Source organism: Streptomyces sp. JLBT605, from assembly GCF_058215555.1.
On sequence record NZ_CM177087.1, the window covers coordinates 1,185,944 to 1,207,692 of the forward strand.

Here is a 21,749-nt window from a genome sequence, read left to right on the forward strand (position 1 = left end):
GCGGGTCCCTAACCGCGCGGGCCGGTGCCCGGCAGCAGCGTGCCCGGTTCGGGGCGGGCCACCTCCACCGCCTCGGTCTTCACGCTGCGCCGCTGCCGCCGGGCCACCCAGTGGGCGAACCACGACAGCAGCATGCACATCCCGATGTAGATCGGTGAGATGACCAGGACGACCGGGATGAAGGGCAGGTCGTAGTCGAGGTTGCCGGCGATCAGCTTCCCCGCGTGCAGGAACTCCTCGTAGGTGATGAGGAAGCCGAGCGAGGTGTCCTTCAGCGCCACCACCAGCTGGCTGATGATCGTCGGGAGCATCGCCCGTACGCCCTGCGGCACCAGGATGTACGTCATCACCTGCGTCTTGCGCAGGCCGAGCGAGTACGCCGCCTCCCGCTGCCCGCGCTCCACCGAGTTGACGCCCGCGCGGAACACCTCGGCCAGCACCGAGCCGTTGTAGAGGGTCAGCCCGGCGACGAGCGCGGGCAGCGGTTTGACCTCCAGCGCCACGAAGACGAAGAAGATCATCACCAGCACCGGCATGGCCCGGAAGAACTCCACCACCAGCGTGGAGACCCAGCGCACCAGGCGGAAGTCCGAGAGCCGGCCGGCGGCCAGCACCGCGCCGAGCGCGAGGGCCAGCGCGGCGGCGATGGCGAACGCCTTGAGGGTGTTCCCGAGCCCCTCCAGCAGCAGCTCCTGGATGCCCTCGTAGGTGAAGGGCCGCCACTTGACCGCCTCGAACTGGCCGGTGTCCACGAGGCGGTAGACGATCCAGGCGAGCAGGCCGAGGATCACCGCGGTGGACGCCAGGCCGTAGAGGAGGTGGCGGCGCCGGGTCCGCGGGCCGGGGATGTCGTACAGGGCGGTGGCGGTGGTCATCGGGCGACTCCCCAGTACTTCTCCAGGAGGTTGAAGATCAGGCTGATGGTCAGGGTGACGATCAGATACCCGGCGGCGATCCAGACGAAGGTCCAGATGATGCTGTAGCCCAGCTCGTTGAGCGGCCGGTAGACGCCCAGCAGTTCGGTGACGCTGAAGGAGCCGGCGATCGCGGAGTTCTTGGCCAGCGCGATCAGGGTGGAGCCGATGGGTGGGATGACGGAGCGGAACGCCTGCGGCAGTACGACCGTGCCCAGGGTCTGTTCGAAGGTCATGCCCAGGCTGCGGGCCGCCTCCCCCTGCCCGACCGGCACCGTGTTGATGCCCGAGCGCACCGCCTCGCAGATGAACGCGGAGGTGTAGCAGCCCAGGGCCAGGACGGCGAAGGTGGTGAAGGACAGCTGGACGCCGAAGCGCGGCATGCCCAGCAGCACCGCGAAGAACAGCAGTGTCAGCGGGGTGTTGCGCAGCACGTTGACCCAGGTGGCGCCGATGACCCGCAGCGAGCCGACCGGGGCGACCCGGAAGGCGGCCATCAGGATGCCGAGCCCCAGCGCCAGCAGGGAGGCGTAGGCGGTCAGCTCCACGGTGCCCAGCAGGCCGTCGCCGTAGAGCGACCAGTTCTCGGTGAGTACGTCCATGGGGGTGGGTCTCCTCCTCAGCCGGCCGGGTAGCGGTCGATGGGCGGCGGCTTGGGGGCGGGCGCTCCGGAGAGGCCGAGGGTGGCGTCGTACGCCCGCTTCCAGTCGCCGTTCTTCTCGTGGGCCTCAAGGGCGTCGTCCAGCGCGAAGCGCAACGTGGTGTCGCCCTTGGGCACGCCGATGCCGTACGGCTCCTTGGAGAAGGGCTTGCCGACGACCTTCAGCTCGTCGGGGACCTTGGCCGCGTAGCCGAGGAGGATGGTGTCGTCGGTGGTGACCGCGTCGACCTGGAGGCTGAGGAGGTTGTCGACGCAGATCGAGTAGGTGTCGTAGGCGACGGCATCGGCGTCGGGGTAGTCGGACTCGATGCGCTGCAGCGGGGTCGAACCGGCCGCGGAGCAGACCTGTCTGCCGGCCAGGTCGTCGGGGCCGTGGATGTCCTTCTCATCGTCCCGCACCAGCAGGGACTGGCCCGCCATGAAGTACGGGCCGGCGAAACCGACCTGCCGTTTGCGCAGGTCGTTGATGGTGTAGGTGCCGACGTAGAAGTCGATCTGGCCGTTCTGCAGCGCGGTCTCGCGGTTGGCGGAGGCGATCGTGCGGAAGCTGACGGACTTCGGGTCGAAGCCGAGGGAGGCCGACATCATCCTGGCGATCTCGATGTCGAAGCCGGCGTAGCGGCCGGTGGCGGGGTCCTTCTCGCCCAGGTAGGGCTGGTCCTCCTTGGCGCCGACGACGAGGTGGCCGCGGCTTCTGGCCTTGCGCCAGGTGCCGGATTCCGGCAGCCGGAAGCCGGTGTCGACCCGGTAGACGGGGAGCTTGTCGATCTCGGGGCCCTTGACCGGGGGGCTGCCCTGCCTGCCGCAGGCGGCGGCGGGCAGGCCGAGCAGGAGCACGCCGAGGGCGGCGATCGTGCGGCGGATGCGGGTCATCGCTGTCACCGGCCGCTCAGTGCTTGAGGATCTTGGACAGGAAGTCCTTGGCGCGTTCGCTGCGTGGCGCGGTGAAGAACTCCTCCGGGGGCCGGTCCTCCACGATCGCGCCGTCGGCCATGAAGACGACCCGGTTGGCGGACGCGCGGGCGAAGCCCATCTCGTGGGTGACGACGACCATCGTCATGCCCTCCCCGGCGAGTTGCCGCATGACCTCCAGCACCTCGTTGATCATCTCCGGGTCGAGCGCGGAGGTCGGCTCGTCGAAGAGCATCACCTTGGGATCCATCGCCAGCGCCCGGGCGATCGCCACACGCTGCTGCTGGCCGCCGGAGAGCTGCGCGGGGTACTTGGGGGCCTGGGTTGCGAGGCCGACGCGGTCCAGCAGCTCGCGGGAGCGCCGCTCGGCCTCCTCCTTCTTGCGCTTGCGCACCTTGAGCTGGGCGAGCATCACGTTGTCCAGCACGGTCTTGTGCGCGAAGAGGTTGAAGGACTGGAAGACCATGCCGACGTCCGAGCGGAGCGCCGCCAGCGCGCGTCCTTCCGACGGCAGTGGCTTGCCGTCGACCTCGATGGTGCCGGACTCGACGGTCTCCAGCCGGTTGATCGCCCGGCACAGCGTCGACTTCCCCGACCCCGAGGGGCCGATGACCACCACCACCTCGCCGCGGTCGACGGTGAGGTTGATGTCCCGCAGGACGTGCAGCGGTCCGAAGTACTTGTTGACGTCTCGCAGCTCGATCAACGGATCGACGGCCATACGCAGCCCTACCCACCTGTCGCTGTGATCGCGGTCTGCGCAAACTATCCACAGCAAAGCGGGACACTCCGGGCGACACGCATCCAGCGCTGGATATCCACCACGACGGGCGGTCCAGGACGGTCAGGGTGGGTCCGGCGGGTCGCCGAGACTTTCGGCGGAGACCCGTCGGACACCGCCTAGCCCTCGGACACCTCGGCGTACCGCTGCGAGAGTTCGGGGGCGCCGACCGCCGCCCACTGGCTGCCCGCCTCCACCACGTCGATCTCCCGGCCGGAGGCCAGCCTGACCACCGGCCGGCCGCTGGGCCACACCTGCCAGACGGCGCCGGGGACGGTGCGGACGATGACGGTGCCCAGGTACAGGCCGGCGTCGTTGCCGAGCCAGGACAGCTCCTCGGGGTCATCGCGCCAGCGCGGCTTGATCTGGTCCAGGGCTTCCAAGGAGGCGGCGGTGTCGTCGAGTTCGACCCCGTCCGCGGCGGCCCGGGCCCGCAGCAGCTCGCACTCCGACAGCAGCTGGGCCACGCCTTCGGGGTCGGTCTCCCGGGCCGCCGCGAGGGCCACGTTCCGTGCCTGACCGTGCCGCTTGCGCCAGTTGCCCAGGAAATGGATATTCATACGCTTCAGGGTCGCACCGTGGCGACGCCCGCACCACAGGGCGCGCTCGACGGCGCGCGTCCACGCCAGGCGACGCCGCGCCCGGGCACGCCGGTGCCGGGCAGGACGCCGCGCTCCTTGACGACCGCCGGGCTCCTTCCTACGTTCGACGCGAACCTGCCCACACGTTCGAGCACACGGTGGTCACGAGAGGGGACGCGCCGATGCGCGCTGGCAGACGGTGGACGGCCGGAATCCTGGCTACCGGCGCGGTGCTGACGCTCACCGCGGCGCCCCCCATCCAGGCCGCGCCGTCCGGCACACCGCCGGCCAGGCCGCTGCCGCTGGCACGGCACTTCGACTCCACCGCGATCAGCGAGGACGCCCGGCCCGGGGCCGCCGACTTCGACGGCGACGGCAACTCGCTGTCCGCGAGCGACCTGGCCGCGGCGGGCTGGACGCCGGGCACCACCCTCACCCTGGCCGGCGCCCGGCTGCGATTACCCCGGTCCCGCCCGGGCGAGCCGGACAACGTAGTGGCGAACGGGCAGAGCGTGCTGCTCTCCGGCCGCGGCGACGCGCTCACCTTCCTGGTGGCGGGCACCGGCGCCGAGGCCACCGGAACCGGCGCGGTCCGCTACCGCGACGGATCCACCGGCACCTTCCGGCTCACCGCCCCGGACTGGCGGCGCGGCCCGCTGTCCACCAAGGCCGTCGCCCTGCCCCGCCTCAACTCACCCCAGGGCCCGCTGCCGGAGAAGGCCCGGCTGTACGCGGTCACCGTGCCGGTCGCCGCGGACCGGGCGATCGCCTCGGTGGTGCTGCCCCGGGACCCGGGCCCGGCCGCCGATCTCCATGTCTTCGCGGTCTCGGTGCGCACCCCGGCCCGGGGCTGGACCGGCAGCTGGTCGGCGAGCACCTCCGGATACGGCGCGGTCGGCCCGTGGACGGACCGGACGCTGCGGCTGGTGGCGCACACCAGCGCGGGCGGACCGCGGATCAGGGTGCGGCTCGCCAACACCTTCGCGGCGACACCGGCCGCCATCGGGCGCGCCTCGGTGGCGGTGCAGGGGTCGGGCGCGGCGGCGGCCGGGCCGCCGGTGCCGCTGACCTTCGGCGGGCGGGCCGGGGTCCGGATCCCGGCCGGGGCCGAGGTGTTCAGCGATCCGCTGGCCTTCGCCGTGCCGGCCGACACCAACCTGCTGGTCAGTCTCCACCTGCCGGGAACGGTGACGGCGGTGCCGCTGCATCACCGGGCCTATCAGCGGTCGTTCCTGAGCACACCGGGCAGCGGGGACCGCACCGCCGACACCGGCGGCGACGCCTACACCGCGACGCTCACCAGCTGGCCGTTCCTCACCGGGATCGACGTGGGAGGCGGAACCGGGTCGGTGGTGGCGCTGGGCGATTCCATCACCGACGGCGACAAATCGACGGTGGACGGAAACCGGCGCTGGCCCGACGTGCTGGCGCGGCGGCTGCTGGGCCAGTCGCAGGTGCCCCGTCTCGGCGTGCTCAACCACGGGATCTCCGCCAACCGCGTGGTCAGCGACCGCTATCCGGGCGACGGGGTGAGCACCGACATCGGCGGGGTGAGCGCGCTGGCCCGGCTGGACCGGGACGTGCTGGCGCAGACCGGGATCCGCACGGTGGTGGTCCTGGAGGGGATCAACGACGTGCTCGCGGGCACCGCGCCGGATCAGGTGATCACCGGGCTGCGGACGGTGGCCAAGCGGGCGCGGGCGCGGGGGCTGCGCGTCGTCGCGGCCACGGTGGCGCCCTGCGAGGGCTGGCGGGGCTGCGGCCCGGAGGCCGACGCGCGGCGGAGCGCGGTCAACGCCTTCCTCCGGTCGCACGACGGCACCTTCGACGCCGTGCTGGACTTCGACGCCGTCGTCCGCGACCCGGACCGGCCGCAGCGGATCCTGCCGGTGTACGACAGCGGGGACCACCTGCACCCCGGCGACGCGGGGCTGGCGGCGCTCGCCGACTCCGTCGACCTGCGCCTGCTGATGCCCTGAGCGGCGCCGCCCCGGCCCACGGAGACCGGGGCGCGGCGACGGTTCAGAACTGCTGTGTCTCCAGCGCCAGGTCGACCACGACCGGCGCGTGGTCGGAGGCACCCTTGCCCTTGCGCTCCTCACGGTCGACGTAGGAGTCGGTGACCGCCTTGGCGAAGGAGCTGTTGCCGTAGACCAGGTCGATGCGCATGCCGCGGTTCTTGGGGAAGCACAGCTGGCGGTAGTCCCAGTAGGTGAAGGGCTGGTCGTACTTGAGCGGGCGCGGGACGACGTCGGAGAGCCCGGCCTCGCGGAGGGCGGCGAGCGCGGCGCGCTCGGCGTCGGTGACATGGGTGGAGCCCTCGAAGAACTCGCGGTCCCACACGTCCTCGTCGGCGGGGGCGATGTTGTAGTCGCCGAGCACCGCGAAGGGGCGCTCCGAGGCCGCGTCCTCGGCGACCGCCGCGCGCAGCGCCTGGAGCCAGCCGAGCTTGTAGGCGTAGTGCGGGTGGTCGACCTCCCGGCCGTTGGGCACGTAGACGGACCAGACGCGGACCGGGCCGCAGGTGGCGCTGATCGCCCGCGGCTCCTGCACACCCTCGTATTCCGGTCCGCCGGGCAGGCCGGTGACCACGTCCTCAAGGCCGGCCTTGGAGACGACCGCCACGCCGTTCCACCGGCCGTCGGCGTTGACCGCGGCCTCGTAGCCGAGCTCGCGCAGCGGCTCGTAGGGGAAGGCGTCGTCGCCGCACTTGGTCTCCTGGATGCACAGCACGTCCGTGCCGGAGGTCTCCAGCCAGGACAGCAGCCGCGGCAGCCGGGCGGTGATCGAGTTGACGTTCCAGGTCGCGATGCGCATGACGTCCAACCTACCGCCCGGGTCCGACAGCGGCCGTCAGGGTGCCAGGCGGACGCTCTCGCCGGAGGCCAGCCGGGCGTGGTCGGCGCCGCCCAGGTTGCCCAGATGGGTGTCGTAGATGGGCCGGGCGACATCGGTGAGCAGGGCGTCGTGGATGTCGTAGGCGCGCCGCGGCCCGACCTCGCGCACGTAGTCGATGACTTCGGAGATCTTGCTCCAGGGCGCCTGCACCGGCAGCAGCAGCGTGTCGACGGGCCGGCCGGGGACGGTGAGCGCGTCACCGGGGTGGAAGAGCGAGCCGTCCACCAGGTAGCCGACGTTGGTGATGCGCGGCAGGTCGGGGTGGATGACCGCGTGCAGCTGCCCGTGCACCTCGATGTCGAACCCGGCGGCGGTGAAGGTGTCGCCGTCGCCGACGGTGTGCACCCGGCCGGGGAAGGCGGCGGAGAGCTGTTCGGCGACGCTGCGCAGGGTCCAGATCTCGGTGGCCGGAGCGGCCTGGAGCGCGGCCCGCAGCCGTCCCTCGTCGAAGTGATCGGGGTGCTCGTGGGTCACCAGCAGCGCGTCGGCGCCCGCGACGGCGTCCGGTTCGGTGAAGGTGCCCGGGTCGATGACGAGCACCCGCCCGTCCTTCTCGACGCGGACGCAGGCATGGCCCTTCTTGGTCAGCAACATGCCCCCATCCTGCCGCGCCGTGCCCGGCGCGTGGCCGGTCAGCCTGGTGGGAACACCACCTGGCTCACCCTTCCGGGCGGGTCTCCTCCCGGATCACCCGCTGGGCCACCGCGAAGGCGGAGTTGGCCGCGGGCACCCCGCAGTACACGCCGGTGTGCAGCAGCACCTCGCCGATCTCGGCGGGGGTGAGGCCGTTGCGCAGCGCGGCGCGGGTGTGGAAGGCCAGTTCGTCGAGGTGGCCGCGGGCGGCGAGCGCGGTGAGGGTGATGACGCTGCGGGTGCGCCGGTCGATGCCCGGCCGGGTCCACACCTCGCCCCAGGCGTAGCGGGTGATGAAGTCCTGGAAGTCCTCGGTGAACTCGTCGGTGGTGGCCTGGGCGCGGTCCACGTGGGCGTCGCCCAGCACCTCGCGGCGCACCTTGATGCCCTGGTCGTAGGCGTCGGCGCGGGCATCGGCGAGGGGGTCGGGCCGGCCGGCGGTGATCTCCGCGACCGGCGCGGCCGCCGGCGGGGGTCCGAGCTGCGGCCGGACCGCCGGGGCGGGGATCGCGGTCATCCCGGTCGTCTGGTCCGGGGACTGCCAGGAGCCGGAGAAGTGACGGACCAGCAGATCGGTGGCGGCGGCCGGTTGCTCCACCGGGGTCAGGTGGGAGCTGCCGGGGACCAGTGCCAGCCGCGCGTCCGGGATGCCGGCCACCAGCACCCGGGCGTCGGCGGCGGGCGCGGTCTGGTCCTCGGAGCCGACCAGGACGAGCGTGGGCACACCGATCCGGCCCAGCTCGGCGCGGACGTCGAAGGCGGCCAGGGCTTCGCAGGCGGCTATGTAGCAGCCCGGGTCGACGGTCCGGACCATCTGGACGGCCCAGTCGACGATTGCCGGCTGGGCGGCGGCGAAGTCGGCGGTGAACCAGCGCTCCGGTGTGCTGCGGGCGATCGGGTCCAGGCCGTTGGTGCGGATGACCACGCCGCGCTGCCGCCAGCCGTCGGCGGTACCGAAGCGCGCGGAGGCGGAGACCAGGGCGAGGGAGCCGAGCCGCTGCGGGTGGCGCAGCGCGATGTCGGCGCCGATGGCAGCGCCCAGGGAGCAGCCCGCGTAGCCGAAGCGGTCCACGCCGATCTCGTCGAGGGTGGCGAGCAGCCGGTCGGCGAGGTCATGGACGGAGCTGGCCGGGTGGGCCGGTGAGCCGCCGTGCCCGGGCAGGTCGAAGCGGATCACCCGCCAGTGGCGGGACAGCTCGGGGATCTGCCGGTCCCACATGTGCCAGGTGGTGCCCAGCGACGGGCCGAGGACCAGGACCGGCCCGTCCTCGGGCCCGTCCGTCCGGTACTGCAGGGTCATCGTCTCAGTCACGCCGTCACGCTCTTCGTCACGCTGTCGTCTTCGTCCCGCCGCCCGGTCTCAGGGGGTGACGGTGGAGACCACGTACACCTCGGGGTGCCGTGGATTGCCGAGGTCGACGGTGACGTCGAGCGTCGGCTCCGGGTCCTTCTGGTCGACGGTCAAACCGGACCAGTCCTGCCCGGGCCCCAGCCGCCAGCCCACCGCCCCGGCGTCCTTGGCGCTGACGGTGATCTTTCCCTGGTCGAGGGAGTCGCGGCTGGTGTGGATCGTGCCGAGGAACCGGTCGAGCCCTTCGGCGGAGGTGATGAACTGTACGTGCATCACGCTCTTGCCCCAGCTGTTGGTCTCGTAGAAGGCCACATCGGCGGAGTACGGCGGGATCCACACGTCGTAGATGCGCCGCTGCACCTTGCTGGGCCAGCCCGGGGTGAGTCCGGTGGCGGAGGCGTTCTCCTCCTTGTTCTCGCCGCCCTCACGGCTCTGCAGCGCGGAGATGACGAGGTAGCCGGCCGGGATGGTGATCAGCAGGAAGATCGCCAGGGCGGCCAGCCAGGGGCGTTTGGGGCGGCGGGGTCCCTCGTCCTGGGGGGCGGGGCGCTCCTGCTCGGTGTCGTCGCTCATCAGCGCCCCGCCTCGCCTCGCGGGGCCACCCGCACGGTGATCCCGGCGCGCTCGTACCGCTCGACGCGACGCCGGTTGGCGCGGCGGAAGCGGCGGGCGACCAGCCGGGCCAGGTCGGCGGCGCCGACCATGCCCGCCTCGGGGCCCAGCTGCGCCTTGACGATCTTGGCCTCCGGGCGGTAGCCGCGGCCGGTGAGGTGGCGGCGGAAGGCGTTGCGCGCCGGGCCGATCAGCAGGTCGTCGGCGGCGCTGACGCCGCCGCCGATCACGAAGCAGGAGGGGTCCAGGGCGGCGGCCAGATTGGCGATGCCGACGCCCAGCCACTCGCCGATGTCCTCCAGCAGCTCCACGCACATGGCGTCGCCCTGGCGGGCCAGCTCGGTGATGAGCGGTCCGGTGATCTCGCGGACCTGCCCGCCGACGCGGTCGATGATGCCGTAGGCCACCGGCGACTCGGCGGCGGCCAGCTCGCGGGCCTCGCGGACCAGGGCGTTCCCGGAGCTGTACTGCTCCCAGCAGCCGCGGTTGCCGCACGGGCAGCGGTGCCCGCCGGGCACCACCTGCATATGGCCGAACTCGCCGGCGACTCCGAACTTGCCCCGCTTGACCTGGCCGTCCTCCAGGATGGCGCCGCCGATGCCGGTACCGAGCGTGATCATGACGAGGTGGTCCTCGCCGCGCCCGGCGCCGAACCGCCACTCGGCCCAGGCGGCGGTGTTGGCGTCGTTGTCGACCATGACCGGGACGGCGAGCCGCTGGGCGATGCGGTCGCGCAGCGGCTCGTTCCGCCAGGACAGGTGCGGGGCGAAGAGGATGCGGTTGCGCTCGGCGTCCACCCAGCCTGCCGCGCCGATGCCGACGGCGTGCACATCGTGCCGGTCGGACAGATCCAGCACCAGGTCGACGATGACGTCCTCGACGATCTTGGGGCTCTTGGACTTGTCCGGCGTCTCGGTGCGCAGCGTCTCCAGGATGTTGCCGTCGGCGTCGACGACACCGGCGGCGACCTTGGTGCCGCCGATGTCGATGCCGACGGTCGGCACCCGGGGCGCGGTCAGGTGCGAGCGGCGCTCGCGCGTGCTGACGGTGCGCAGCACGGTGGCCCGGGCCGAGCCCCGGTGGACCCGTTCGCGGTACAGGCTCATCGCGCCGCCCTCCCGGCCGGGGCGGTGGCCGCCACCGGGGCCGCCGCAGCCGCGGTGCCGTCTGGCGGCGCCGCCGGTCGCGCGTGGGGGGTGCGGTCGCTGCGGGTGGGTACTCGCAAGAGTCGTCGTCCCTGCGGGGGTCTCGGGAGGCCCGGGGCCTCGGCGTGCGTGGGCTCGCGGGTGCGGGCCCGCCGTGCGATTGTGCCTCACCGGCGGGGGGCGGCGCATATGGCGCTGTGTTTCCGGGGCTCGGCCCCGGGCGCTGTGTCCTGAAACGCCGGACGGGCTGGAAAATCCAGCCCGTCCGGCATTCGAGAACGAAAGGTCTAGCGGGCCAGCTCGTGGCTGAGCTGCTCCAGCTCGCTGCCGCCGGCCATCTGCCGGGTCAGCTCCTCGAGGGCGATCTCCGACTTGGCGTGGCTGCCCGCCATCGCTCCGCGCTTGAGCAGGACGAACCGGTCGCCGACCAGGTACGCGTGGTGCGGGTTGTGGGTGATCAGCACCACACCGAGCCCCGCGTCCCGGGCGGCGGCCACGTACTTCAGCACCACCCCGGACTGCTTGACGCCGAGCGCGGCGGTGGGCTCGTCCAGGACCAGGACCTTGGCGCCGAAGTAGACGGCGCGCGCGATGGCCACGCACTGCCGCTCGCCCCCGGAGAGGGTGCCGATGGGCTGGTCCACGTCGCGCAGGTCGATGCCCATCCGCAGCAGCTCGGTGCGGGTGGTCTCGCGCATCCTGGCGACGTCCAGGCGGCGGAGGGGGCCGCGCCCCTTGGTGGGCTCGGAACCGAGGAAGAAGTTGCGCCACACCGGCATCAGCGGGACGACGGCCAGGTCCTGGTAGACGGTGGCGATGCCGCGGTCCAGGGCTTCGCGCGGCGAGCCGAGCCGGGTCTCCTCGCCCTCGATGTCGAGGGTTCCGGCGTCGTGCTGGTGCAGCCCGGAGATGATCTTGATGAGGGTGGACTTGCCCGCGCCGTTGTCACCGAGCACGCAGGTGATCTCCCCGGCGTGCACCTCCAGGGAGACGCCCTCCAGGGCCTTGATGCTGCCGTAGAACTTCCCCACGCCGTCCAGCCGGATCAGCGGGGTTCCCGGGGCCGGCCGCTCCGACTGGTCTGATTGCTCCGGCTGCTCGGGCCGCGCCGACTGCTCGGGCCGCTCCGGCCGCTGGTCGGGTCGCTTCTCGGTGCTCACTTGCTGGCCTCCGCCCGCTTACGGACCCACACGTTGAGCAGCGCGGCGAGCAGCAGCATCGCCCCGAGGAACAGCTTGAACCAGTCGGCGTTCCACTGCGCGTACACGATGCCCTTGTTCGTCATGCCGAAGATGAAGGCGCCGACGGCCGCCCCGATGGCCGAGCCGTAGCCGCCGGTCATCAGACAGCCGCCGATGACGGCCGCGATGATGTAGAGGAGCTCGTTTCCGACGCCCTCGCCGGACTGCACCACGTCGTACGACATCAGCAGGTGCTGGCCGGAGACCCAGGCGCCGAACGCCACACCCATGTACAGCGCGATCTTGGTGCGGTTGACCGGGACGCCGACCGCGCGGGCCGCGTCCGCGCCGCCGCCGGCCGCGAAGATCCAGTTCCCGGCGCGGGTGCGCAGCAGGATCCAGGTGGCGAGGGCGACCATGCCCAGCCACCACAGGATCGTCACGTTCAGCTCCAGCTCGCCGATGGTCAGGTGGGAGGCGAAGACCTTCCGGGCGGAGGGGAAGCCCTCCATGTCCCCGATGGTCTTGGTGGAGACGGTCTCGCTGATCAGCTTGGTGAAGCCCAGGTTGGCGCCGGTGAGCATCAGGAAGGTGCTCAGCGTGATGATGAAGCTGGGCAGCTTGGTGCGGGTCAGGATGAAGCCGTTGAAGAAGCCGATGGCGAGGGTGGCGAGCAGCGAGACCCCGACGCCGACCCAGACGTTCGCCGTCATCTGGTACGAGAACATCGACGAGATCAGCGCGGACGAGGTGACCATGACGCCCGCGGAGAGGTCGAACTCGCCGCCGATCATCAGCAGCGCCACCGGCACCGCCATGATCCCGATGGTCGAGGAGGCGTACAGCACGGTGCCGAAGCTGGACCACTGGAGGAAGGATTCGGCGGCGACCGAGAAGAAGGCGAAGACGGCGATGGCGCCGACGACGGAGCCGAGCTCCGGGCGGCTGAGGAGGCGGCGCGGCGCGGAGCGGGGCATCAGCCGCTCGTCACGGGTCTTCTCGCCCGCCGTCGCGGGGGGCGCGGTGGTGCTCATCGGGTACCCCGCTCGGTGTAGTCGGCGAGGTCGGCCGCGTCGTCCTTGGTGATGATCTGCGGGCCGGTGAGGACCGGGCGGCCGCCGCCGAGGACGTCGGCGTTGTAGCGGTAGAGCCACAGCAGGTCGACGGCCTCGTAGCCCTGGAGGTACGGCTGCTGGTCGACGGCGAAGCCGAGGGTGCCGTCCTGGAGGCCGGCGGCGACCTTGGCGTTGAGGTCGAAGGTGTCGATCTCCGCGTCGCTGCCGGCCTGGTCGGCGGCCTTGGCGGCGGTGTCGGCGAACGGCGCGCCGAGGGTGACGACGGCGTCGATGTCCTTGTCCGCCGAGAGCTTGGCCTCGATGGAGGACTGCACGTCGGGCATGTTGGTGCCCTCGACGTACAGCTTCTCCAGCTTGCCCTCGAAGGTGTCCTCGGTGCCGTCGCAGCGCTGCTCGTGGCCGACGTTCCCCTGCTCGTGGAGCACGCACAGGGCCTTCTTCTTGCCGCGCTTGTTCAGCTCCTCGCCGACCGCCTCGCCGGCGATGGTCTCGTCCTGGCCGATGTGGGTGAGGGCGCCGAAGTCCTTGGACTCCTTGGATCCGGAGTTCACGGTGACCACCGGGATGCCGGCCTTGCGCGCCTTGGCCAGCACGTCCTTCATGGCGTCGGGCTTGGCGAGGCTGACGATCAGCCCGTCGACGTCCTGGTCGATGTAGGACTGGACGAGCTGGGCCTGCTGCTGGCCCTCCTCGTGGTGGCCGTAGAGGAACTTGATGTTGTCCTTGACGGCCGCCTGCTTGGCTCCCTTCTGGACGATGTCCCAGAAGGTGTCGCCGTCGCCGGAGTGGGTGACCATGGCGATGGTCCAGCGGGGGGTGTTCACCGCGGCGCGGCCCTCGGCGGCGGCCTCCCGCCGCTCCTCGGCCCGCTTGCCGCCCGTGCTGCTGCACCCCGCCAGGGTCGCGCCGAGCACCGCTGCCAGCACGGCGGTCATCGCCCGTACACCTGTCCCAACCCTTGCCACGAAGTCTCGCCCTTCTCGCTGTCCGTCACGGGTGCGGCCGGCGCCGGCCTGCGGCGCGCGAACGTCCCAGTATCCCTGACCGTCCCTGACCGCCGACCGGCGGCTCCGGTCAGCTCAGGTACCTATGTGCCCAGCGTGGCCACGTCAAGAGATCGCGCAGAGATCCGTCGGCGGCCGGGGCCGGGCACCCCTAGGGGCGCACCAGCAGCTGGAACTCGAAGGCGTACCGGGAGGCGCGATAGATGTGCGCGCCGAACTCCACCGGACGGCCGGTGTCGTCGAAGGTGGTGCGCTCCATGGTCAGCAGCGGGGCGCCGACCACCTCGCCGAGCCGCTCGCTCTCCTCCGGCGTCGCGGCCCGCGCGCCGACCGTCTGCCGGGCGCTGTGCAGGGTGATCCCGGCGGCGCGCATCAGGCGATACAGCCCGGTCTCCTCCAGGGCGGCGGTGTCCAGGTCGAGCAGGCCGGCGGGGAGGTGGTTGCGCAGATGCGCCATCGGCTCGCCGTGCGCCAGGCGCAGCCGCTCGATCAGCACCACCTCGGTGCCCTCGGCCACCCCGAGGGCGGCCGCGACCTGGGCGGGCGCCGGTTCGGTGAGGTGCCGCAGCACCCGGGTGGCGGGGCGCTGGCCGGCGGCTTCCAGGTCGTCGTAGAGGCTGCTGAGCTCCAGCGGGCGCTTGACCTGGCTGTGCACCACCTGGGTGCCGACGCCGCGGCGGCGGACCAGCAGGCCCTTGTCGACCAGGGACTGGATGGCCTGGCGGACGGTGGGGCGGGACAGGCCGAGCCGTCCGGCGAGTTCGATCTCGTTGCCGAGCAGGCTGCCGGGGGCCAGCCGCCCCTGTTCGATGGCCGCCTCGAGCTGCTGGGACAGCTGGAAGTACAGCGGGACGGGGCTGGTGCGGTCCACGCTGAACTGGAGCGGTCCGGAACGCCCCGGCGAAGGTGCTTCCTGCGGTGCCACCCCGTGAGCGTAACCGGGTGAGTACACGGCGGGAAGTCGGGAAGTCCGATTGTCCGGACAAAGAGGGAACGAAGCCCGGTGGAGAACGGAGAAGGAACGGAAGGGGGACGGAGAAAGAGTGGGCGCGGCGGCGGCCGCCGCCCGGAGCCGGGCGGCGGCCGCGCTGGGTCGCCGGGTGTGTGGGGGTGGGTCAGCAGCCGCGGTCGACCAGGTCGAACGTGGCGTAGTGGTCGGCGGTGTAGTAGTCCTCGTCGGTGCGCTTCCCGGTGACGATGCGGCGCGCGCCGCGGTCGTCGGAGCCGGGCGTGATCACCGTGTACTCGTGGTAGTAGCCGCTGTTCTGCTGGGGCAGGACGCCTTCCCGGTTGGAGAAGACGGTGCCGTCCTGGGGGTACGGGAAGGGCCCCCCGGAGTCGATCAGGCGGAGGGTGTCGTGCGCCTGGGAGGGCAGGGCGGAGTAGCAGATCTCGCCGACTGCGGCGGCGCGCGGCGCGGCGACGGCGACAGTGGCCTTGGGACTCGGGTGAGGGGCGGCGGGGGTGGCCGCGACGGCGGGGCCGGCGAGCAGCAGGGCCGAGGCGAGGGCGCCGAGGGCACCGAGACGGGTCATCCGTGGGGGGATCTTCATGAGCAACAGCATGACGCGCGTAGACGGTGTCATGTCAACGCCAAACCCCGGATGTTCCCCGGGAGTTCACACGGTCCGCCCACACGTCACCGCCGAGTGAACGTCGCCCGGCGACATCCCCGGCCGGCCTGGATTCCGCCTTGGCCGCCCGGGCCGGCGCGTGGTGTACTCCGGCGGTGAACTCCCGTGTGCTGTGGACCCTGTTCGAGCCGATTCACGCCGTCACCTACTTCGCTCCGCAAGCCCATGCGGCCTTCGAGGAGGCCGGGCTGCGCGGCTTCTGGCGCGGCTACTTCGCCGGACGGGCGGCGCCGCTGGGCGCGGTGGGGCCGGAGCCGGTGGCGGCGGCGTTCTTCTCCTTCGCGCCCGCCATGGTGGCCCGCGCCCTGCCCGGGGTGTGGCGGGTGGCCGATCCCGGGCGGGCCCTGGACGCGCGACGGGCCGGGGCCGCCGACGCGCTGGGCCGGCTGCTCGCCGGGCGGGAGGCGGAGGCCGGGCGCGCCGCCGAGGCACTGCTGGAGGCGGCCGCCGGGCTGGACCACGCCGGGCGGGTGCTGTCCGCGGCGAACGCCGCGCTGCCGGTCCCCGCGGATCCGCTGGACCGGCTGTGGCACGCCGCCACACTGCTGCGCGAGCACCGCGGCGACGGCCACGTCGCGGCGCTGGTCGCCGCCGGGCTGGACGGCTGCGAGGCGCTGGTGCTACGCACCGGACTCCCCGTGCGCCTGCCCCGCGAGGAGTTGCAGCCGTACCGCGGCTGGAGTGACGAGGAGTGGGCCGCGGCCCGGGAGCGGCTTGCCGGGCGCGGCTGGCTGGCGCCGGACGGCACCGCGACCGCGCGCGGCCGGGAGGCCTTCGACGCGGTGGAGGAGGCCACCGACCGCGCCGCGGCGCGGCCCTGGCAGCGCCTCGGCGACTCGGGGGCGCGGCGGCTGGCCGACCTGCTGACGCCACTGGCGCGGGCCTGCGGCGCGGCGCTGCGCTTCCCCAACCCGATAGGGCTGCCGAAGCCCGCGCACGAGGGTTCGGACACCTAGAAGGTTGGCGGTGGGTCTCCGCGGCGACGCGGCGACCCACCGCCGAACCCCCTGACTGACGGAGCGCCACCGCGAGAGGCAGGCCGCCGGGTCGGGCGTGGACCGGCCCGGCGGCCTTTCCGTCAGCAGTCTCATCGGGCCCGGCCCGGGCGATCGCCGGGGTGGGGCCGCAGCCTTCGAGCGGGCGGTCGCCCCGGCGAGGCCGTCGCCATGGCCTCGCCGGGGCGTCGCCGGGTCGGCCCGTCCGGACGAGACCTTCGTCCGGCGTCGGACCGCCGCTCGGACGAGACCTTCGTCCGAGTGGGACCGGCGCCCGGACCGGTTGCGAGGGTCCAGGCGTCGCCCGGCGGATTCCGGGGGCCGTGTCAGGCTCCCCCGAGCTCCACGTGGCGCGCGGCGAGCCGCTTGGCGCCGTCCGCGGTGAGCGAACCGTGCAGCCTCAGCCGGGCGATGCCGCCGTCCGGGAAGATGTCGATCCGCACATGGGTGGCCGCCGGCGTCGCCTTCGGCACGAACCGGTGCACGGTGTCCGGCTGGAGCCGGGTCCGGGGCAGGATCTCCACCCAGCCGGTGGTGTGGTCGGCCGGGTCGGCGCCGGTGGTGGCGTCCAGGGCGTACAGCGCGGCCCAGCCGGCCGCGTTGCCCTTCAGGTAGCCGGTGTCGATCTCCACCGCGCGGATCTCCGCCTGCTCGGTGAGCCGGTAGCGCACCCAGTCGTTGCCCTTGTCCCGCCGCCGCCGGGTCTCCCAGCCGTCGTCCATCTTCCGGGAGCGGCCCGGCTGGATGGTGTTGGCGGGCGGCGAGTAGAAGCGGTCCGAGGCGTCCTCGACGGCGCCGCCCGTCTCCAGCGCGGCCAGGTCGAAGGTGCCCAGCACGGCGAGCCATTCGGGGTCCGGGGCGACCTCGCCGTAGACCCGCAGCCGGGCGACGCCACCGTCCGGGTGCTGGTTGAGCCGCAGGTGCGTGAAGCGGCGCGGGCTGTCGACGGTGAAGCCGTTGGCGGCGTGGCCGCCGACCGCGGTGCGCGGCACGAGGACCGTCCACTCGACGTCCTCGGCCAGCAGTTCCTCGGGTGAGGGGGAGCCGGGCAGCGAGGTGGCCTCGATGCTGACCGACTGCGGGTAGTTGCCGCGGAAGTGCGCGGTGTCGACGACGATGCCGTGGATGACGCCGGGTGCGCCGAGGCGGATCAGCGCCCAGTCGTGGTCCTCGTCGGTGGGGTGCGGGGTGTCGGCGCCGGCGCCGCGCCGCCGCCGGGTCTCCCAGCCGTCCATGATCTTGCCCTTGTGGCCGAACGCCTCGGGGTCGAAGTGCGCGGGCTCGGGCCTGAGGAGGTTCTCCCGCTCGGCGAAGAACTCGTCGTTGGCGGCGATCACCCCGGCGCCCAGCCGCCGGTCGGCGAGGTCGGCGTGGTGGGTGAACGGGAAGTCGGCGGTGCGGTAGTCGGCGTACGGGTCGCCGCCCGGGTAGGGGCTCGCGTCGCCGGTGAAGGACGGTATCGCGGCGGTCATCCTTGGGGCTGCCTTTCGAGGAGTCGTCCGGTGGGCTCGGTGGTGACGCCGTGGTCGGCGATCTTCCGGCCGCGCAGCCAGGTGGACCGTACGACGCCGTGCAGGGTCTTCCCGGCGTACGCGGTGACGGGGTTGCGGTGGTGGAGATCGGCGGCGTCGACGGTGAAGGTCTCGTCGGGGGCGAGGACGGCGAAGTCGGCGTCCCGGCCGGCTTCGATGGCGCCCTTGGAGCCGAGGCCGACCAGCTCGGCCGGGGCGGTGGCCATCCAGCGGGCCACCTCTTCCAGGGTGCGCCCGCGGCGCCGGGCCTCGGTCCACACGGCGGGCAGGCCCAGCTGGAGCGAGGCGATGCCGCCCCAGGCCTGGCCGAAGTCGGCGACCTTGAGGTCGGCGGTGCACGGCGAGTGGTCGGAGACGACGCAGTCGATGACGCCGTCGGCCAGGCCGTCCCACAGCGCGTCCTGGTTGGCCGCCTCCCGGATGGGCGGACAGCATTTGAACTCGGTGGCGCCGTCGGGGACCTCCTCCGCCGTCAGGGTGAGGAAGTGCGGGCAGGTCTCCACGGTGACCTTCACGCCCTCGCGCCGGGCCTCGGCGATGAGCGGCAGCGCGTCGCCGGAGGAGAGATGGAGGACGTGCACCCGGGCATCGAGCTTGCGGGCCAGGGCGACGAGTCCGGCGATGGCCTGGTCCTCGGCGGCGCGGGGCCGGGAGGCGAGGAAGTCGGCGTAGGCCGGGCCATCGGCCGCGGGGGCGCTGCCGATCAGCTGCGGGTCCTCGGCGTGCACGATGAGCAGTCCGCCGAAACCGGCGATCTCGGCGAGTGCCGCTTCGAGTTCGGCCGGGGAGAGCTGCGGGAACTCGTCCACACCCGAGTGGAGCAGGAAGCACTTGAAGCCGAAGACGCCCGCGTCGTGCAGGGGCCGGAGGTCGGCCACGTTGCCGGGCACCGCGCCGCCCCAGAAGCCGACGTCGATATGCGCCTGGTCACGGGCGACGGATCGTTTCACCTCCAGGGCGTCGACGGTGGTGGTCGGCGGGATGCTGTTGAGCGGCATGTCGACGAGGGTGGTGACGCCGCCGGCCGCCGCGGCGCGCGTGGCGGAGCCGAAGCCCTCCCACGCGGTGCGGCCCGGGTCGTTCACATGGACATGGGTGTCGACGAGCCCGGGGAGCAGGACGTCGTCGCCGAGCTCCTCCAGCCGGGCTCCGGCGGGGACGTCGGCCGCGTACGGCAGCACGGCGGCGATCTTGCCTCCGGCCACGGCGACGGACGCGGCACGCATCCCCTCCGGGGTGACGACCCGCGTCGAACGCAGCACCAGCTCCACGTCGGTCAACGGTCCCTCCACGATGTCGAGCGGAATCCAACGTTCTTCAACGTTCTGTTGAAGTCTTCACTCGGGCCCGGGCGGCGTCAAGACCCAACCGGAGTCACTGAAGCCCCGACCGAGCGACGGCCGGCCCCTTTGGAGGATTCCACAAGACGGAATCTTGATTCCGTAAAGTAGAATGATTTGGCCGCTGTGGAGATCGCCGGGGCCGGGTAGGCTGCCCGTTGCCGGTCGGTCGGACGCCAAGGGGGCACCGGTCGACCCCATCCGTCCCGAAAGGAACGCGTCGTGCCGCCGTCCGTCGAGCCCAAGACCGCCAGCAACAACACCGGCGGTGTCCAGTCCCTGGAGCGCGCCTTCGACCTCCTGGAGCGGATGGCCGACGCCGGGGGCGAGGTCGGGCTGAGCGAGCTCTCCGGCAGCAGCGGACTCCCCCTGCCCACCATCCATCGCCTGATGCGCACCCTGGTGGCCTGCGGATACGTGCGCCAGCAGCCCAATCGCCGGTACGCGCTGGGCCCCCGGCTGATCCGGCTCGGCGAGAGCGCGTCCCGGCTGCTGGGCACCTGGGCCCGCCCGTACCTGGCGCAGCTGGTGGAGGTGACCGGCGAGACCGCCAACATGGCGCTGCTCGACGGCGACGAGGTGGTGTACGTCGCACAGGTGCCCTCGCGCCACTCGATGCGGATGTTCACCGAGGTCGGGCGGCGGGTGCTGCCGCACTCCACGGGCGTGGGCAAGGCGCTGCTCGCGCACACCCCGCCCGAGGAGGTGCGGGCGCTGCTCGGCCGCACCGGGATGCCCGCCGCGACCCAGCGGACGATCACCTCGCCGGACGAGTTCCTGGCCGCGCTGGAGCAGGTGCGCGAGCTGGGCTACGCGGTGGACGACAACGAGCAGGAGATGGGCGTGCGCTGCCTCGCGGTGCCGGTTCCCGACTCCCCGACCTCGGCGGCCATCTCGATCTCGGGGCCCGCGGGACGGGTGACCGAGGAGGCGACGGAGGAGATCGTGCCGATCCTCAAGGAGGTGGCGGCGCAGCTGTCGCTGGCGCTCGCCGACACGAACTCAGGGTGAGCCGGGGCTGTGGTTTTTTCCGGGGCTCCGCCCCGGACCCCGCTCCTCAGACTCCCCCAGACTTCGTCCGGGGGGACCCCCAGGAGGGGCTTGACTTCTGCTCGCCGAAGAGATCGATGGCCTGGCGGAGCGTGCCGAGCGCGGCGGCCAGCGCGCTGACCGAGCCGAGCGCCCCCGCCACGAGCAGCAGCGAGCGGCGCAGCCGGGGCAGCTCGGGCGCGCCGGAGCAGGCCATCGCATGCAGGTCGGCCAGTTCGTCCTCGGCGATGACGCGGTCAGGTAAATCCGCCGGGTGGGCGGCGAGTTCGCGCCGCAGCTGAGCCACCGCCCGGAGCAGCTCCAGAGTTCGCGGGTCCTGGTCGGCACCGATCACGCGCGCCTGGTTCACGATGGTGGCGCCCTCCATGACCGGGACGCCGGGCCGCAGCCCGAGCCCCGCACAGTCGTCGGACAACACTCGCCTCTCCCCCTCGCGCGTCCTTGCGCGAGCCCTCGCCCGTTCCACCGCGGCCTCTCCCCCGGAGCCGGAAGCGAGCCCGCGGATCAGTTAACGCCACTCTCCGCACAGTGCGCCACACGGAGGGCGAAATTAGTTGCCGGTTTTACCTCTTCGCGACCCAGGCTCCCGCCGCCCGCGATGCGGTATGCAGGGCGTATGAAAGACGCGACCGATGACCGCACGCCACCCGGCGCGGCGCCCTCCGGTGGGCCGTCCGGCGGGCGGTCCGGCGCCGCCCCGGTGGCCGGCCTGCTGCTCGCGGCGGGCGGCGGGCGGCGGCTGGGCGGGCGGCCCAAGGCGCTCCTGACGCACCGGGGACGGCCGCTGGTGGAGCGGGCGGTGGCCGCGCTGCGGGCCGGCGGCTGCGATCCGGTCCAGGTGGTGCTGGGCGCGGCCGCGGACCAGGTGCGCCGGCGGGCCGAGCTGGCCGGCTGCCGGGTGGTGGAGAACCCGGACTGGGAGTCGGGCATGGGGTCCTCGCTCCGCGCCGGCCTGCTGGCGCTCGCCGGGACCGACGCCCCGGCGGCCCTGGTGATGCTGGTCGACCAGCCGCGGATCGGCCCGGAGGCGGTGGCCCGGCTGCTGACCGCGCACCGCGAGGGGGCGGATCTGGTGGCGGCCGGATACGACGGCCGGCGCGGCCATCCGGTGCTGTTCGGGCGGACGTTGTGGCCGCTGGTCGCCACCACGGCCACCGGCGACCGGGGGGCCCGCGACTTCCTGACGGCGCACCGGGAGCGGCTGCGGCTGGTCGAGTGCTCGGACATCGCGGCGCCCGACGACATCGACACACCGGAGGATCTGGCGATCCTGGAGTGAGGAGGGTGGCACTGTGCGCCACCGCCCCGGCCGGTCAGCGGCGGAAAAATATCTCGACATCAACAAACCATTGAACTTCCACCATGAGGAAATTATTCTCCACAGGTCAGAAGCGCCCTGAGCATCAGATGGCGCCGGCGACCGCGCCCCAGGAGCTGCGGCACCCCGTG

Annotated in this window: 22 protein-coding genes; 4 read left to right on the top strand and 18 right to left on the bottom strand. The window is 72.7% G+C overall.

The features are described 5' to 3' along the window. Positions 1 to 8: 8 nt before the first annotated feature. From AC4BDD_RS05510 to AC4BDD_RS05530, 5 genes are all read right to left on the bottom strand, one after another. Entirely contained in the window at positions 9 to 875 is an 867-nt protein-coding gene (locus AC4BDD_RS05510) for an amino acid ABC transporter permease (RefSeq protein WP_490689832.1), read from the bottom strand. Further along, positions 872 to 1,516 carry an amino acid ABC transporter permease gene (locus tag AC4BDD_RS05515; RefSeq protein WP_490689833.1) on the bottom strand — a complete coding sequence of 215 codons (645 nt, stop codon included), beginning with the start codon at positions 1,514 to 1,516 and terminating at the stop codon, positions 872 to 874. Before AC4BDD_RS05515 ends, AC4BDD_RS05510 begins: the two co-directional genes overlap by 4 nt. Before the next feature lie 17 nt (positions 1,517 to 1,533). Further along, complete coding sequence (locus AC4BDD_RS05520) at positions 1,534 to 2,448, bottom strand: glutamate ABC transporter substrate-binding protein (RefSeq protein WP_490691677.1); 915 nt, start codon at positions 2,446 to 2,448, stop codon at positions 1,534 to 1,536. A gap of 16 nt (positions 2,449 to 2,464) precedes the next feature. Beyond that, positions 2,465 to 3,208 carry an amino acid ABC transporter ATP-binding protein gene (locus AC4BDD_RS05525; RefSeq protein WP_490689834.1) on the bottom strand — a complete coding sequence of 248 codons (744 nt, stop codon included), beginning with the start codon at positions 3,206 to 3,208 and terminating at the stop codon, positions 2,465 to 2,467. Between the two features lie 179 nt (positions 3,209 to 3,387). Beyond that, a complete protein-coding gene (locus AC4BDD_RS05530) occupies positions 3,388 to 3,828 on the bottom strand; it encodes a DUF6278 family protein (RefSeq protein WP_490689835.1) in 441 nt (146 codons plus the stop codon). Between the two features lie 203 nt (positions 3,829 to 4,031). Here AC4BDD_RS05530 and AC4BDD_RS05535 point away from each other — a divergent pair, with 203 nt between their 5' ends. Beyond that, on the top strand, positions 4,032 to 5,828 hold the full coding sequence (locus AC4BDD_RS05535; RefSeq protein WP_490689836.1) for an SGNH/GDSL hydrolase family protein: 1,797 nt from the start codon (positions 4,032 to 4,034) through the stop codon (positions 5,826 to 5,828). Between the two features lie 43 nt (positions 5,829 to 5,871). Here AC4BDD_RS05535 and AC4BDD_RS05540 read toward each other — a convergent pair whose 3' ends face one another. The 10 genes from AC4BDD_RS05540 to AC4BDD_RS05585 all read right to left on the bottom strand — a co-directional run bounded on the left by AC4BDD_RS05540 (position 5,872) and on the right by AC4BDD_RS05585 (position 15,302). Continuing rightward, positions 5,872 to 6,666, bottom strand: a complete 795-nt coding sequence (locus AC4BDD_RS05540) for an exodeoxyribonuclease III (RefSeq protein ID WP_490689837.1) — start codon at positions 6,664 to 6,666, stop codon at positions 5,872 to 5,874. 36 nt (positions 6,667 to 6,702) lie between these two features. Continuing rightward, positions 6,703 to 7,341 (bottom strand): MBL fold metallo-hydrolase, encoded by a 639-nt coding sequence (locus tag AC4BDD_RS05545; RefSeq protein ID WP_490689838.1) that lies wholly within the window; start codon positions 7,339 to 7,341, stop codon positions 6,703 to 6,705. Positions 7,342 to 7,405: 64 nt separating this feature from the next. Then, positions 7,406 to 8,680 (bottom strand): bifunctional 3-oxoadipate enol-lactonase/4-carboxymuconolactone decarboxylase PcaDC, encoded by a 1,275-nt coding sequence (gene pcaDC, locus AC4BDD_RS05550; protein ID WP_490691678.1) that lies wholly within the window; start codon positions 8,678 to 8,680, stop codon positions 7,406 to 7,408. A gap of 60 nt (positions 8,681 to 8,740) precedes the next feature. After that, positions 8,741 to 9,304, bottom strand: a complete 564-nt coding sequence (locus tag AC4BDD_RS05555) for a hypothetical protein (protein WP_490689839.1) — start codon at positions 9,302 to 9,304, stop codon at positions 8,741 to 8,743. Further along, a complete protein-coding gene (locus AC4BDD_RS05560) occupies positions 9,304 to 10,449 on the bottom strand; it encodes an ROK family glucokinase (RefSeq protein ID WP_490689840.1) in 1,146 nt (381 codons plus the stop codon). Before AC4BDD_RS05560 ends, AC4BDD_RS05555 begins: the two co-directional genes overlap by 1 nt. 326 nt (positions 10,450 to 10,775) lie before the next feature. Next, a complete protein-coding gene (locus tag AC4BDD_RS05565; protein WP_490691679.1) occupies positions 10,776 to 11,537 on the bottom strand; it encodes an ATP-binding cassette domain-containing protein in 762 nt (253 codons plus the stop codon). A 107-nt stretch (positions 11,538 to 11,644) separates the two neighbouring features. Then, positions 11,645 to 12,703 (bottom strand): ABC transporter permease, encoded by a 1,059-nt coding sequence (locus AC4BDD_RS05570; RefSeq protein ID WP_490689841.1) that lies wholly within the window; start codon positions 12,701 to 12,703, stop codon positions 11,645 to 11,647. Then, positions 12,700 to 13,680, bottom strand: a complete 981-nt coding sequence (locus tag AC4BDD_RS05575) for a sugar ABC transporter substrate-binding protein (protein ID WP_490689842.1) — start codon at positions 13,678 to 13,680, stop codon at positions 12,700 to 12,702. The genes AC4BDD_RS05570 and AC4BDD_RS05575 overlap by 4 nt, the downstream gene beginning before the upstream one ends. A gap of 220 nt (positions 13,681 to 13,900) precedes the next feature. Then, positions 13,901 to 14,620, bottom strand: a complete 720-nt coding sequence (locus AC4BDD_RS05580) for a GntR family transcriptional regulator (RefSeq protein WP_490691680.1) — start codon at positions 14,618 to 14,620, stop codon at positions 13,901 to 13,903. 244 nt (positions 14,621 to 14,864) lie between these two features. Further along, positions 14,865 to 15,302: a guanyl-specific ribonuclease gene (locus AC4BDD_RS05585; RefSeq protein ID WP_490689843.1), complete on the bottom strand. Its 438-nt coding sequence runs from the start codon at positions 15,300 to 15,302 to the stop codon at positions 14,865 to 14,867. 176 nt (positions 15,303 to 15,478) lie between these two features. Here AC4BDD_RS05585 and AC4BDD_RS05590 point away from each other — a divergent pair, with 176 nt between their 5' ends. Further along, positions 15,479 to 16,339, top strand: coding sequence for an SCO6745 family protein (locus AC4BDD_RS05590; RefSeq protein ID WP_490689844.1), 861 nt, complete (start codon positions 15,479 to 15,481; stop codon positions 16,337 to 16,339). 365 nt (positions 16,340 to 16,704) lie between these two features. On the opposite strand, the gene alc is transcribed toward AC4BDD_RS05590, so the two are convergent. Together alc and allB are read right to left on the bottom strand one after the other, a co-directional pair. Continuing rightward, positions 16,705 to 17,850, bottom strand: coding sequence for an allantoicase (alc, locus tag AC4BDD_RS05595; protein ID WP_490689845.1), 1,146 nt, complete (start codon positions 17,848 to 17,850; stop codon positions 16,705 to 16,707). Continuing rightward, a complete protein-coding gene (gene allB / locus AC4BDD_RS05600) occupies positions 17,847 to 19,190 on the bottom strand; it encodes an allantoinase AllB (RefSeq protein ID WP_490691681.1) in 1,344 nt (447 codons plus the stop codon). The genes alc and allB overlap by 4 nt, the downstream gene beginning before the upstream one ends. 282 nt (positions 19,191 to 19,472) lie before the next feature. On the opposite strand from allB, the gene AC4BDD_RS05605 reads away from it, so the two are divergent. Further along, positions 19,473 to 20,261: an IclR family transcriptional regulator gene (locus AC4BDD_RS05605; protein ID WP_490689846.1), complete on the top strand. Its 789-nt coding sequence runs from the start codon at positions 19,473 to 19,475 to the stop codon at positions 20,259 to 20,261. Between the two features lie 46 nt (positions 20,262 to 20,307). Here the strand turns inward: AC4BDD_RS05605 and AC4BDD_RS05610 are convergent, their stop codons facing one another. Continuing rightward, the gene (locus AC4BDD_RS05610) at positions 20,308 to 20,667 is read right to left on the bottom strand and encodes a DUF5955 family protein (protein ID WP_490691682.1); all 360 of its coding nucleotides are present in this window, start codon (positions 20,665 to 20,667) and stop codon (positions 20,308 to 20,310) included. 249 nt (positions 20,668 to 20,916) lie between these two features. Here AC4BDD_RS05610 and AC4BDD_RS05615 point away from each other — a divergent pair, with 249 nt between their 5' ends. After that, positions 20,917 to 21,579 (top strand): nucleotidyltransferase family protein, encoded by a 663-nt coding sequence (locus AC4BDD_RS05615; protein ID WP_490689847.1) that lies wholly within the window; start codon positions 20,917 to 20,919, stop codon positions 21,577 to 21,579. Positions 21,580 to 21,749 lie beyond the last annotated feature (170 nt).

Excerpts from the sequence above, each read along its gene's own strand:
- AC4BDD_RS05510 (WP_490689832.1), bottom strand. The coding sequence starts at position 875 with ATGACCACCGCCACCGCCCTGTACGACATCCCCGGCCCGCGGACCCGG.
- AC4BDD_RS05515 (WP_490689833.1), bottom strand. The coding sequence starts at position 1,516 with ATGGACGTACTCACCGAGAACTGGTCGCTCTACGGCGACGGCCTGCTG.
- AC4BDD_RS05520 (WP_490691677.1), bottom strand. The coding sequence starts at position 2,448 with ATGACCCGCATCCGCCGCACGATCGCCGCCCTCGGCGTGCTCCTGCTC.
- AC4BDD_RS05525 (WP_490689834.1), bottom strand. The coding sequence starts at position 3,208 with ATGGCCGTCGATCCGTTGATCGAGCTGCGAGACGTCAACAAGTACTTC.
- AC4BDD_RS05530 (WP_490689835.1), bottom strand. The coding sequence starts at position 3,828 with ATGAATATCCATTTCCTGGGCAACTGGCGCAAGCGGCACGGTCAGGCA.
- AC4BDD_RS05535 (WP_490689836.1), top strand. The coding sequence starts at position 4,032 with ATGCGCGCTGGCAGACGGTGGACGGCCGGAATCCTGGCTACCGGCGCG.
- AC4BDD_RS05540 (WP_490689837.1), bottom strand. The coding sequence starts at position 6,666 with ATGCGCATCGCGACCTGGAACGTCAACTCGATCACCGCCCGGCTGCCG.
- AC4BDD_RS05545 (WP_490689838.1), bottom strand. The coding sequence starts at position 7,341 with ATGTTGCTGACCAAGAAGGGCCATGCCTGCGTCCGCGTCGAGAAGGAC.
- pcaDC (WP_490691678.1), bottom strand. The coding sequence starts at position 8,680 with ATGACCCTGCAGTACCGGACGGACGGGCCCGAGGACGGGCCGGTCCTG.
- AC4BDD_RS05555 (WP_490689839.1), bottom strand. The coding sequence starts at position 9,304 with ATGAGCGACGACACCGAGCAGGAGCGCCCCGCCCCCCAGGACGAGGGA.
- AC4BDD_RS05560 (WP_490689840.1), bottom strand. The coding sequence starts at position 10,449 with ATGAGCCTGTACCGCGAACGGGTCCACCGGGGCTCGGCCCGGGCCACC.
- AC4BDD_RS05570 (WP_490689841.1), bottom strand. The coding sequence starts at position 12,703 with ATGAGCACCACCGCGCCCCCCGCGACGGCGGGCGAGAAGACCCGTGAC.
- AC4BDD_RS05575 (WP_490689842.1), bottom strand. The coding sequence starts at position 13,680 with ATGACCGCCGTGCTGGCAGCGGTGCTCGGCGCGACCCTGGCGGGGTGC.
- AC4BDD_RS05585 (WP_490689843.1), bottom strand. The coding sequence starts at position 15,302 with ATGAAGATCCCCCCACGGATGACCCGTCTCGGTGCCCTCGGCGCCCTC.
- alc (WP_490689845.1), bottom strand. The coding sequence starts at position 17,850 with ATGACCGCCGCGATACCGTCCTTCACCGGCGACGCGAGCCCCTACCCG.
- AC4BDD_RS05610 (WP_490691682.1), bottom strand. The coding sequence starts at position 20,667 with ATGGAGGGCGCCACCATCGTGAACCAGGCGCGCGTGATCGGTGCCGAC.
- AC4BDD_RS05615 (WP_490689847.1), top strand. The coding sequence starts at position 20,917 with ATGAAAGACGCGACCGATGACCGCACGCCACCCGGCGCGGCGCCCTCC.